This is a genomic window from Yersinia nurmii, from assembly GCF_001112925.1.
GTDB lineage: Bacteria > Pseudomonadota > Gammaproteobacteria > Enterobacterales > Enterobacteriaceae > Yersinia > Yersinia nurmii.
Genome location: NZ_CPYD01000007.1, coordinates 41,537 through 54,282 on the forward strand (window position 1 = coordinate 41,537; position 12,746 = coordinate 54,282).

A 12,746-nucleotide genomic window follows, 5' to 3' on the forward strand; every position below is an offset into this window, starting at 1 on the left:
CGATTGAAAGTTATAGCTTTAGCAGGCTGTAGCTTCCAATCGGGACCCTTTTTATTTGCCGATTTTGATTATCCAAAATTAACCGAATGATATTTCGGCTAGGAAAAAAAACGCTTTGTATGGCGGTAATAGGCTATTTTTGTTACGAAAAAAATAACCGACTCTTAGAACAATCTTAAAGAGATATTCCGGTTTTTAAGGTGTTATTGTGGTCTATCCGGACTTAATGGGACAGGCTATGTTAAACACCGTGCGACGTAATTTTAAAAGTCAGTTCTCATATATTCAGCGGTTCATTGCCTCACCGCGTACTGTTGGCACTTTGGCGCCTTCATCTCCTTGGCTGTGCCAAACCATGCTGAATCAGGTTGAGTGGATACCGGCGATGACAATCGCGGAATTAGGGGCTGCGGATGGTGTTTTGACTCGGCGGATTTTATCGCGAATGGAAAAGGATGCGAGGCTACAGGCCTATGAGATCCAATCTCACTTTATTGATGAATTGAATAAAATTGACGATCCGCGTTTACAGGTTGCGGCGCGTTCGGCAGAGCTGTTGGATTTACATTACGACGCCATTTTCTGTTGCCTGCCTTTACTGTCTATACCAACCAAAATCAGCATGAAAATATTGCAGCAAACTCAACAAAGATTACGGCAACGCAATGGGGCATTGATACTGTTTCAATATAGCCATTTGTCCGAGCCTTTGTTATCTCGCTATTTTACCTGGAAGAAAATCCGCGTAGTCAGAAATTTCCCTCCCGCCTTAGTTTATATCTGCCAGCCTCGTGAACTTTGTTAATCAAAGGGAGCAGTATGGAATACAGATTAATGGTCAAACAGAAACATAAAATAGTTTAGAGGAATGCTTCACCGGGCATTCCTCTTTTTGTGTTTTATTGATTTCAAATAAATTGAAAATGCAAGTGATAACCATTATCATGCGCGATTATTTGTTTTTAGTGAAGCATCATGGGAATAATTTCAAGAATATTAATAACCTGCCTGTTATTAATGTCATTTAACGCTCAGGCAAAAAACCTCAAGGATATTATGGGGCGTCAGGTTGCGGTACCTGAGAATCCCCAGCGCATAATTTTAGGCGAGAGCCGAATGCTCTATACCTTAGCGTTACTTGAAGAGGGCAATCCGGCTCAGCGAATTATCGGCTGGCCGGGGGATTTAGCCTATTACGATGCTCAAAGTTGGCAGCAATACGTTGAGAAATTCCCTGATATTGAAAAAGTACCCATGATCGCGCAAGGGAATATCCGCCAGATAAACGTCGAGAAAATCATAGAGCTTCATCCCGACGTGGTGGTGTTGCCGCGCTTTGCCAAAAATGATGCCGATGAAGAAGTCATGCTTAGCGGATTATCCAAGGCCGGTATCCCAGTGGTGTACGTCGATTTACGTGTCGATATGCTAAATAACACGGTTCCTAGCATCCGATTATTGGGGGAGTTACTGAACCGCCAAGCGAGAGCAGAGCAGTTCATCAATTTTTATCAGCAACATATGCAGGTTATCCAACAACGGCTGGCACAACATCAGGGGCCGAAGCCCACGGTGATGCTTCAGTTGCATTTGGGGCGTAGAGAAAGCTGCTGTACTACCGCTTCCCGCGGTAGCCTCGGCGATTTGATTGATTTCGCCGGCGGGGACAATATTGCTCGCTCGCGAATTAAAACGGTCTACGGCGAGCTGAATCCTGAAACCATTCTGATGGCCAACCCAGACGTTTATATTGCTACCGGTATGGCTGGCCCAACGGGTAAGCGTCTTTCTAGCCTGCAATTAGGACCGATGGTGAGCGCCAGCCAGGCTCAGCACAGTTTTCAGCAGTTAATGGCTGGGCAGCCCATCATTTCTCACTTGAATGCTGTTCAGCAGCACCGGGCTTACAGCATGTGGCACAACTTTTATCTTAGCCCTTACCACGTTGTGGCGGTGGAGATGTTTGCCAAAGCGTTTTACCCCGATCTTTTTGCCGATATCGACCCACAAAAAACATTCCAACAATTATATGAACAATTTTTGCCGTTAACTTTTTCAGGGACTTATTGGAGTAACTTCAACAATGATAATCAGTGATATTCGTCGCTTGCATTGGCTTAGTCTGCCTTTGCTGGTAGCGATGCCAGCCGCTCAAGCTGAAACTGTGCCGCACAGTGAAAACAACAAAATGGTAGTGATTGGCCAGCTTAGCGAAGAAGATTCCGATAGCTATCAGCCCACCACATCAACGACCGGAACGCGAACCTCAACCAACTTGTTAAATGTACCGCAGGCGGTCAATGTGGTTGCTCCGCAGGTATTGCGCGATCAGGCGGTGAGAAGTATTGATGAAGCGTTATATAACGTCAGCGGTATCACGCAGTCCAATACGTTGGGCGGGACGCAGGATGCGCTGATGAAACGCGGCTTTGGCGATAATCGCGACGGATCGATTTTACGGGATGGCGTTCGTTCGGCTCAGGCGCGTAATTTCACGCCGACTACCGAGCGGGTAGAAGTGTTGAAAGGGCCAGCCTCAATGCTGTACGGAATGGGTGAGCCGGGCGGCGTTATTAACGTTATCACTAAGAAACCGCGGCTGGTGCAGCGTACTCATGTAGAAGGTTGGGGCAGCAGTTTTAACGGTGGCGGCGGTCAGTTAGATGTGACCGGCCCGCTGGGGCAATCCGGCTTTGCTTACCGTATGATTGTCGATCACGATGAAACCGATTATTGGCGTAACTTTGGTCGTAATCGTCAAACGGTTATCGCCCCTTCACTGATGTGGTATGGCGAAACGACAACCGTGCGTTTGGCCTACGAACATATGGAATACCTCACGCCTTTCGATCGCGGCACCATTATTGATTCACGCACCGGCAAACCGGTCGATACGCCACGTAAACGTCGTTTCGACGAACCTTTCAACGCTACGCGCGGCGATCAGGACAACATTACGCTACAGATAGATCAGGAGCTGAATGACAGCTGGAAAGGCTCTCTGACCTATGCTTATAACCGTAATCGTTATAGCGATAATCAGGCTCGGGCACTGTCTCTGAATGAAAATACCGGTGCACTAACCCGCCAGGCTGACGCCACCGCCAGTGCAGTGAGCCGTGCACAAGCGGTGCAGGCAACCTTGAACGGAGATTTGACTTGGGGAAGCGTAGGGCATCAAGTCTTGGTCGGATTTGATTATGAAGATAACCGCACCTATCGTGGCGATATGATTCGCGGTAAGAAAAACGCCGATTTTAATATTTATGATCCGATTTACGGTTTGATGCAGCCTTCAACGCTGGTGAGTGCCAAAGACAGCGATCAGCGTGAAAATCTTAAAAGTTACGGCTGGTTTGCGCAGGATTCTATTGAATTAGGTGATAAATGGATTTTGTTAGCCGGGCTGCGTTATGACAGTTTTGACGTTTTTGCTGGCAAAGGGCGCCCGTTTATCATCAATACGCAGAGTTCAGATAGCAAATTGATCCCACGCACCGGCGTGGTGTACAAGTTGACGCCAGAAGTGTCTTTGTACGGTAGTTATAGCGAATCCTTCAAACCCAACTCATCTATTGCGACCCAAATCGGTGAATTGCCGCCGGAGCAGGGGCAATCCTGGGAAGTGGGAAGCAAGGTCGAAATGGCCAACGGAGTGACCGGAACTCTGGCATTGTTTGATATTGCCAAACGTAATGTCATGGTGAATGAGCTTATCGGCACTGAAACTGTGACCCGAACCGCAGGTCGCGTACGCTCGCAGGGCGTAGAGCTGGATGTGGCGGGGCAGTTGACCGATAGCGTCAGCGCCGTTGCGACCTATGCCTACACCGATGCACGGGTGACGGAAGATCCGAAAAATAAAGGCAATCAGATGGCGAACGTGGCACGCAACAGCGCTTCCTTGTTCCTTACCAAAGAAATGGGTTCTACCGGACTGTATGGTGGGGACGACTTACGGCTTGGCGCAGGTGTGCGTTATGTTGGAAAGCGTGCGGGAGATGCAGCAAACAGTTTTACTCTGGGCGACTATACCGTGGCAGATGCCTTTATCGCTTATACCTTGCCAATTCAGAATTACCGCGTGAAATGGCAACTTAATGTGAAAAATCTGTTCGATACGACCTACTATCCTTCCAGTGGTAACAGTTATCGCGTGGCGATAGGCGAGCCGCGGCAGTTGGTGTTGAGGGCGAGCGTAGATTTTTGATACAAATGCCCCTCAGGTTATTGAGGAGTACTTGAAAATAAGGTGTATCGTATAATTTACGATTTCGTAAAGTTTGCACTACTACTAATTACAGGTATTATTTGCTTTGGCTGTCGATAAGCCAGCAAATGTTTACTTTCTATGGGACCGGTCCATGGTGGTGACCGGTTTTTTAATGCATAAACCTTATCCAGAGAATTTGATGCAAAAGGACGATCAGGCAATGACTCGAACTATCTTTATGGTAGGTGCACGCGGTGCGGGTAAAACAACGGTAGGGAAAGCGTTGGCGCAGGCGTTGGGATATCAATTTATCGACACAGATTTATTTATGCAGCAAGGCAGCCAGCTCACGGTGGCAGAAGTGGTCGCCAAAGAGGGTTGGAAAGGGTTCAGGCTGCGGGAAAGTTTGGCATTACAGGAAGTTACTGCACCTAAAACTGTGGTGGCTACCGGAGGCGGCGCGGTACTCGCGGCAGAGAATCGGGCCTTTATGCATCGTCAAGGGATAGTGATTTACCTGCGTGCGCCAGCGGATATTTTGGCCGAGAGATTAGCCGAGGAGCCTGAAGACGCGCAGCGGCCAAGTTTGACGGGTAAACCTATTGCTGAAGAAATACAGGATGTACTGGCTGTTCGGGAGGCGATGTATCAAGAGGTTGCCCATTATGTCCTTGATGCCAGTCAGGACCCACGGTCAGTGGTACAACAAATTCTGGAATTATTGGCTGATGCTACGGTGAAATAATTGGCTACAGGTGAAAATTTGAGTTAACGCGGCGATTTATCGCCGTTTTTCATTTCTATCAACGGTGTTTCATCACAAGAGCCGTTAGTCAGGTGAGTGGCATGTTTTTGCCGTGACTTTTCTCGTCATTATTGTCTGGGTTGTATAGCAGGAGTACAATTATATCCCACGTAATAATTTCAGCGTAAATCCTCTGTTTACCTGCATCGGATGCCAATTAAGGCGAGACTGATGAGACATATCAAGCTTTATCTTCGTCAACACAGTAATTTCATGCCGGCTTTCTGGTCGATTTCAATCATCGTATTTGAAGCTTCATTGGCCGTTTATATCTTACGTAATCTTTGACTGATACGCCTGACCTTCGGTTGTACTAAAATCGTGAACGGTGTTTTAGTCAATATTTTCAGTAAAGCCTATATTTTCAGCAAAGATATTGTGGGGAAGGCGTTATTTAGTTTCTACAGGTAATTAAATATCAGAGCATTATTTTCATAATTTTGAGTAATTATATCTTTGCGGTTATCAGCGTTTTATCCTGCCACTCCGTAATTAATGAGCGTTAAACTTGTTCTTTTTCGTTTTTCTTCGATAAAAACTTCAATGTTTCATTATAAAATATGTGCATTAGCTAATTATTTTAATTTAAATTAAATAAAAAACTTGACGATGTGATAGAAGGCTTCTAGTTTTATTTCATTCAATCGGGAACTTAGTTTCATATATTGGAACTCATTTAAAATGAGCACATTAGAAAATGCTTCGGCAGTACTAAAGTTATTTGCCAAACAAAACGTCATGCATGCTCATCCGGGGATTTCATTTAGCGATGTTATTAACCAATTAGGATTGCCAAAAAGTACGACGTCACGTTTATTAATGACAATGGAATCGGAAGGTTTATTAGAGCGAGATCCGGATACGCGGCTGTATCATATTGGTCGCTTATTATTATCAATATCCAGCCAATATCTTTCTACGCCTTTAGTCGATATGGCTGCTTCAATGATGATTAAATTGAGTCAAATAACGCGCTGCACCGGTTATATCTCTGCGCTGGATGGGCAGGAGATTATGGTTTTGCGAATGTTTCAGGGGCAGCAGTTTTTACCGGTGGTTACGCCGGTTGGTACGCGCTCACCTGCCGCGGAAACCTCAGTGGGTAGGGCTATTTTGGCTCGCCAGAGTGACGATGAGGTTCGTGAACATTTTGGCTCTTATAAACCACGCTCTGCCAATGCTCCGCAGAATCTGGCGGCATTATTAGATAAGCTGGCAACGGCACGCCAGGTTGGCTGGACTTTTGCTCGTAATGAGACTTTACAAGGCGTTAGCTCAATCGCGACCAACATCAGCAATAAGCATCGCAGTGAAACGATTGGGCTATGTTTGTCTTTTCCGAGTCCGGATGAACCCCCGTTTTATCCCAGTGAATATGTTGAAGCCTTAATTTCTACAACCAGATTATTAGCTGAAAAATTAAATGATGATTACTGGTTAAAAAATAATAATCTATAGCTTGCTAAGACTTATAAATTAAAGTTTTATTTTAAATAATGTTTTTTATTTTCTTTATTTCTCCATGGGAAGACCTGTGAGCCAAATAAACTCCATTGATAGGAGTTTGGCCATTAATAGATAACCAAATTAGCGCCTCACCAGGGAACTAATATTATCGTGTTATTTGATAGCTAGCGCTAACACCAGCGAAACTCAGGGAGAAAAAATGCAGCAGACATCAGGGAATCAACTAAGGGATATTGGCACGCTGGTTGTGATGATATTTCTTTCTATTATTGGCGCAATTATTGGCGTCCAGTTGATTACAACTTTAGGGGTGACACCCAATACTTCAATCATTGGTGCGTTATTTGCCATGTTATTGGCTCGGATCCCTCTAAAGTTTTTTCAACGCTATCGATCCATTCATACACAAAATCTGGCACAAACCGTTATTTCGTCGGCAACCTTTGGCGCTGCAAATAGCCTGCTGATGCCTATTGCTGTTCCTTATGTTATGGGGCAACCAGAGCTAATTTTACCGATGTTTTGTGGCGTCGCCGCCGCGATGTTACTGGATGCCTATTTACTCTATCGATTATTCGATACCAAAATTTTCCCAGCAGAAAATGCTTGGCCGCCGGGCGTTGCAGCCGCAGAAGCGATTAAAGCCGGTGACAAAGGGGGCCGTCATGCCTGGCTGTTGGTCGCAGGCGTAGGAATTGGCGTCGTCGGGGCCATGTTCAAAATTCCGATGGCCGCCTTTGGCACCGCCTTTATCGGTAATATTTGGGCATTGAGTATGTTTGGCGTGGGATTATTGATTCGTGCCTACATTGAACCCCTTACCGGATTTGATATTAATGCCAATTATATTCCCCACGGCGTGATGGTCGGAGCCGGATTAGTGGCTCTGATTCAGGTCATTCAGGTGATTCGTAGCAATAAAGTATCGGATAAAACGAACCATACCCAACCGGCAACGGAGGTTCGTAAAGCTCTCGGTATTGGTGCCGTGGGCTATGTCGTGATTGCAACCTTGCTGGCGCTGGCTGGTGGGTTGTACAGCGATATGTCTACCGGCATGTTGATTGGTTTTATTTTTTATGCCGCTTTTGCCGCTTTTATTCACGAACTGATCGTTGGCATTGCAGCGATGCACTCCGGTTGGTTCCCGGCTTTTGCCGTTGCTTTAATCACACTGATCGTCGGTATTTTGATCGGCTTTCCGCCGTTGGCATTATGCATCTTAACCGGTTTTACTGCGGCAACTGGGCCTGCTTTTGCTGATATGGGCTTTGATCTGAAAGCCGGATTTATTCTGCGCGGATACGGTAAAGATCTGAAGCAGGAGCTGATAGGGCGAAAAATCCAGTTATTTGCGGCGCTGATTGCTTTTGTTATCGCGATTCCAGTGGTGTGGTTCACTCATATGGGGTATTTCACACAGGATTTAGTTCCGCCGGTGGCGCGTGTTTATGCCAAAACCATTGAGGCCGGTGCGCAGTCGGGCATCGCGTTTAGCCTGATGATTTGGGCTATTCCAGGCGCAATTATTCAGCTGATTGGCGGCCCAAAACGTCAACTTGGGATACTGTTGGCGACGGGATTACTGATCAATAACGCGCTAGCCGGCTGGGCCGTGGTACTAGGAATTGCTTTACGCATTTTGATTACTCAATGTTGGGGCGAAAAGGGGCGTACACCAATGCAAATTATGGCGGCAGGTTTTATTGCTGGCGACGCATTGTACAGCTTCTTTAGCTCCATTTTATCCAGTAAGGGCAAATAGCTATGCCGCTGCCTACTGAGACCTAATGATGAAGGATATTCCTGATGAGCTTGCAACAAACATTACGCGTTTTTGAATTGATTGATAGTGCCCATGTTTCTGGTCAGGATATCGTGGAACTGTTTGTTGATTATTCAGGAGTTAAGGCCAGCACGGTCCGTGCCACGGGGCCAAAAGGCAGCACGGATTTTGTACGAATAGAAATTGTGGGAAGTGCGGGTAAAACTTTGGGCGGCACGGCACCGACGCTGGGCATCATTGGTCGTTTGGGCGGTATTGGTGCGCGACCTGTACGCATTGGTGTGGTTTCTGATGCTGACGGCGCCATTGCAGCAATTTCCAGCGCGCTGAAACTGGCGGAAATGCGTAGTAAAGGCGATATTTTGGCCGGTGATGTGGTGATTACCACTCATATTTGCCCCAATGCGCCAACTCGGCCACACGATCCCGTCGATTTTATGGATTCCCCTATTGATGACATCACCATGAATAATAACGAGGTGATGCTGGAAGCGGATGCAATTTTATCAATTGATACCACTAAAGGTAATCGCATCATCAATCATAAAGGCTATGCGTTATCACCTACGGTTAAGCAAGGTTATATCCTGCGCGTCGCCGAAGATTTGCTGCGTATTATGGAGATGACCAGTGGAAGCCATGCCGTTACATTCCCTATTACTATTCCTGATATCACTCCTTATGGTAATGGCGTGCATCACCTGAACAGTATTTTGCAGCCCTCAACGGCTACTTCATCGCCGGTGGTTGGCGTCGCCATTTGTACTCAGTCGGTAGTTCCCGGCTGTGGAACCGGTGCCAGCCATGAGACAGATATCGCGCTCGCAGTAAAATTTGCCGTAGAAGTAGCGAAAGAGTTTGGCCGCGGAACCTGTCAGTTTTATGACGAATCAGAATATGCACGGCTTATTGCACTTTATGGCCCTTTGATACATCTACAACAGCGCCAGCCCGAACATGGCGAAGTCGTCCTATGAATGCGTCATTGGCAACATTAACCATAGGCCAGGCACCGCGCAGCGATATTATGCCGCTGTTATCCCAATACCTACCGTCGGATAAGGTTATGCATATTGGCCTGCTGGATGGGCTGGATTGGAAGCAGGTGGAGGAACAATATCAGCCAATTGAGCGCGGCGACCATGTGCTGGTTTCGCGTTTGAGCGATGGCACTCAGGTTTCTTTGGATGCAAATAAAGTTGAACGAGGTTTACAGCAGAAAATTGAGCAGCTTGAAGTTCAGGGATGCCGCATTATTTTACTGTTATGTACCGGGCAGTTTCATCATTTGAAAACCCGCGAAGCATTGTTGCTGGAGCCGGATCGCATCATTCCACCGTTGATCGCTGCGATTGTCAGCGATCATCAGGTCGGGATCGTAGTGCCACTCTTAGACCAAATTGAACAGCAGGCCGCCAAGTGGGGAATGCTGGCTTCACCTCCCTGTTTCGCCGTCGCCAGCCCTTATCTGGCCGATGAGCCGACACTTGAGCAAGCTGCGCAAACGCTGCTGCAGCAGGGGGCGCAGGTTATTGTGCTGGATTGCATTGGCTATCACCAAAAACATCGGGATTTTTTACAACGTCGGCTCGGAATACCGGTTCTGTTATCGAACGTGCTGGTGGCGAAGCTGGCTGCTGAACTGATTATGTAACGCTGTGATTAGATAATTCTTCTGTTGTTATCATCACCGGGGCCGATTGCCCCGGTTTTTTTACCTCTATTGTTCGCTTTATCAGCAACCACCCCTATGAATTGGCCTGCGATCGCATTTTGTCGTAATAATCAGTGACAGAATGAATGCTGTGACCCTAATATGAAATCTCATCAATGATTAGGATGCGGGTGCCAAACTATGCTGAAATTTAATGAATATTTTACCGGGAAAGTGAAGTCCATCGGTTATGACAGTAGCAGCATTGGGCGCGCGAGCGTTGGGGTAATGGAAGAAGGGGAATATACTTTCAGTACCGCCCAACCCGAGGAAATGACGGTAATTACTGGGGCATTGAAAGTTTTGATCCCTGGTTCTCCTGACTGGCAGGTGTTTATGCCGGGAGAAACTTTTTACATTCCTGGACAGAGCGAATTTAATCTGCAAGTTGCAGAAGCCTCTGCTTATCTGTGCAAATACCTAAGCTAATCAAAATATTGCCCTCTCCATGCCAGAGGGGGCAACGTCTTCAAATGCGCGGCAAACTTAGCGTTGTGCTTCGCCACCCAGAGCTTCAATCAGGTTTTTGATCAATGCTGCCAGTTCGCTGGTCATCAGAATAAAATCGGCGTCGAAACGCTGGGCGAAATCATCCCTATCGATATCATCATTTTGTTCGCGAAGTGCGTCTGAGAATTTCAGACGTTTGAGTGAACCGTCATCAGACAGTACCAGTTGCACGCGTTCTTGCCAGTCCAGTGCCAATTTGGTGACTAATTTACCCGCTTCGATATGTACTGCAATTTCATCGCTGACTAAAGCCTGTTTCTTGCAGCGGATAATGCCGCCTTCTTCCAGAATAGCCTTCAGTTCTGCTTCGTCCATCAACGCGAAACCGGCAGGTAATTCACCGGAGCGAACCCATTCGGTCAATGTCAGTTCGATAGGGTTTTCTAAAGTCAAAGGCACGACAGGCAGTGAGCCTAGGCTTTTACGCAGCAACGCCAGCGTGTCTTCGGCGCGTTTGGCACTGGCCGCATCGACCATAATCAAATCGTTAACCGTATCAATCCATAGGAATGTTTGGTTAAAACGGCTGAAAGCGCGCGGTAACAGGCTATGCAGAACTTCGTCTTTTAACGAGTCTTTTTCCGTTTTCTTCAGTTTGCGGTGCTGCTCACCTTCCAGACGCTCGATTTTGGCCTGTAGCTCTTGCTTAATCACCGGTGAAGGCAGGATTTTTTCTTCTTTACGCGCACAAATAATGATTTGCCCATTAACTGTATGGGTTAAAGCATCGCTGTGAGAGCCCATCGGAGGCACCCAACCGGTCTTTGCCATATCTTGGCTGCCGCACGGGGTGAAAGACAGGGCGCTTAACTGTTTTTCCATTTCGTCCGCAGACAGTGAAACTTCCCGGCTCAAACGGTAAACCATTAAATTTTTAAACCACAGCATAGTGTTATCCCTAGCTCGGGCGCGCTAAAAGCACGCGTGTTAATCAAACGCAGGGCGGCATGATAACGAATTGAAGCCGCAGTCCCTAGCAAAATAGCGTGATGAATTTGGGTCTGAATCGAAATGTTGCGTGAAAAAGCACTGCAACTCATCGCTTGCTGAGGGTGATGAATTATTTAAATTGTCGGTAGCGTCAAATAGATAAATGCAAAGATTGTGAGATGCATAATGATTGTCCAAACTAGTATGCAATAGCTAATAATTGGCACGTCTGAGTTTGCGGAATGACGCAAAAAATTTCGCTAAAAATAAAGTCATCAGCTCAATGAGGTGAGGCGCAATGCGCATTGGTATAGATTTGGGTGGTACTAAAATAGAAGTCATTGCATTGGCGAATGATGGACGAGAGCTTTTTCGTAAGCGGATTGAAACGCCTCGTCATGACTATCATCAAACGCTATCGGCTATTGCCAGTTTGGTTACGGATGCGGAGGAAGCGACTGGCGAGAAAGGAAGCGTTGGGGTAGGTATTCCGGGCACTTTGTCCCCCTTTAGTGGGAAAGTAAAAAATGCCAATTCGGTATGGTTGAATGGGCAGGCGTTGGATCGCGATTTATCTGATTTGCTTGCCCGCCCAGTCAGACTGGCTAATGATGCTAACTGTCTGGCTGTTTCCGAAGCAACAGACGGTGCCGGAGCAGGGAAACATTTGGTCTTTGCGGCAATTATTGGTACCGGCTGTGGTTCGGGTATCGCTATTGGCGGGCGTGTTCATTCTGGTGGAAACGGTATCGCCGGTGAATGGGGGCATAATCCGTTGCCGTGGCAGGATGAGGAGGAACGGCGTTATCAATTAGAGGTTCCCTGCTATTGCGGTAAGAAGGGCTGTATCGAAACCTTTGTGTCAGGAACGGGCTTTGCTATGGATTATTTTCGTTTAAGCGGCAAGCCATTGAAAGGTTATGAAATTATTACTCTTGTGGAACAAGGCGATGTGATTGCCGAGCAGGCGATGCAACGTTATGAGCAACGATTCGCGAAATCACTGGCTCACGTGATTAACCTGTTCGATCCGGATGTGATTGTATTGGGCGGCGGGATGAGTAACGTCGATCGTTTGTATTGTACATTGCCTGATTTGATACGTCCGTGGGTCTTCGGTGGGGAGTGTGAAACGCCGATTCGCAAGGCGATACACGGTGACTCCAGCGGCGTGCGTGGTGCCGCATGGCTGTGGCCGCAGCAATAGTGTGATTGCCTGATCATTGCTCTTTCGGGTGACTACAGGCATATCAGGAATCTTATTAGGGCAGTTTGGCGGCTAATCGCTTCGTCCGTTGCCCTTGTTTATCTATGGCTATGT

The 12,746-nt window shown here is 47.0% G+C and carries 11 protein-coding genes; 10 read left to right on the forward strand and 1 reads right to left on the reverse strand.

What is annotated here, in order from left to right; translation table 11 throughout:
• Positions 1-238: 238 nt before the first annotated feature.
• The 9 genes from AD970_RS10265 to ppnP all read left to right on the forward strand — a co-directional run bounded on the left by AD970_RS10265 (position 239) and on the right by ppnP (position 10,414).
• On the forward strand, positions 239-805 hold the full coding sequence (locus AD970_RS10265) for a class I SAM-dependent methyltransferase (protein ID WP_049598700.1): 567 nt from the start codon (positions 239-241) through the stop codon (positions 803-805).
• 170 nt (positions 806-975) lie between these two features.
• Positions 976-2,097: an ABC transporter substrate-binding protein gene (locus tag AD970_RS10270; RefSeq protein WP_049598461.1), complete on the forward strand. Its 1,122-nt coding sequence runs from the start codon at positions 976-978 to the stop codon at positions 2,095-2,097.
• Positions 2,084-4,210, forward strand: a complete 2,127-nt coding sequence (locus AD970_RS10275; RefSeq protein WP_084728149.1) for a TonB-dependent siderophore receptor — start codon at positions 2,084-2,086, stop codon at positions 4,208-4,210. Before AD970_RS10270 ends, AD970_RS10275 begins: the two co-directional genes overlap by 14 nt.
• A 223-nt stretch (positions 4,211-4,433) precedes the next feature.
• Positions 4,434-4,958 (forward strand): shikimate kinase AroL, encoded by a 525-nt coding sequence (gene aroL, locus AD970_RS10280; RefSeq protein WP_049598703.1) that lies wholly within the window; start codon positions 4,434-4,436, stop codon positions 4,956-4,958.
• Positions 4,959-5,699: 741 nt separating this feature from the next.
• Positions 5,700-6,476 (forward strand): IclR family transcriptional regulator, encoded by a 777-nt coding sequence (locus AD970_RS10285; protein WP_049598462.1) that lies wholly within the window; start codon positions 5,700-5,702, stop codon positions 6,474-6,476.
• 208 nt (positions 6,477-6,684) lie between these two features.
• Positions 6,685-8,250, forward strand: coding sequence for an OPT/YSL family transporter (locus AD970_RS10290; protein ID WP_049598463.1), 1,566 nt, complete (start codon positions 6,685-6,687; stop codon positions 8,248-8,250).
• A 44-nt stretch (positions 8,251-8,294) separates the two neighbouring features.
• A complete protein-coding gene (locus AD970_RS10295) occupies positions 8,295-9,248 on the forward strand; it encodes a DUF1177 domain-containing protein (protein WP_049598465.1) in 954 nt (317 codons plus the stop codon).
• Positions 9,245-9,925: an AroM family protein gene (locus tag AD970_RS10300; protein ID WP_049598467.1), complete on the forward strand. Its 681-nt coding sequence runs from the start codon at positions 9,245-9,247 to the stop codon at positions 9,923-9,925. The genes AD970_RS10295 and AD970_RS10300 overlap by 4 nt, the downstream gene beginning before the upstream one ends.
• 201 nt (positions 9,926-10,126) lie before the next feature.
• Complete coding sequence (ppnP, locus tag AD970_RS10305; protein WP_049598469.1) at positions 10,127-10,414, forward strand: pyrimidine/purine nucleoside phosphorylase; 288 nt, start codon at positions 10,127-10,129, stop codon at positions 10,412-10,414.
• Between the two features lie 57 nt (positions 10,415-10,471).
• Here the strand turns inward: ppnP and rdgC are convergent, their stop codons facing one another.
• Positions 10,472-11,383 (reverse strand): recombination-associated protein RdgC, encoded by a 912-nt coding sequence (gene rdgC / locus AD970_RS10310; protein WP_049598470.1) that lies wholly within the window; start codon positions 11,381-11,383, stop codon positions 10,472-10,474.
• Between the two features lie 340 nt (positions 11,384-11,723).
• Here rdgC and mak point away from each other — a divergent pair, with 340 nt between their 5' ends.
• Entirely contained in the window at positions 11,724-12,632 is a 909-nt protein-coding gene (gene mak, locus AD970_RS10315) for a fructokinase (RefSeq protein WP_049598471.1), read from the forward strand.
• Positions 12,633-12,746 lie beyond the last annotated feature (114 nt).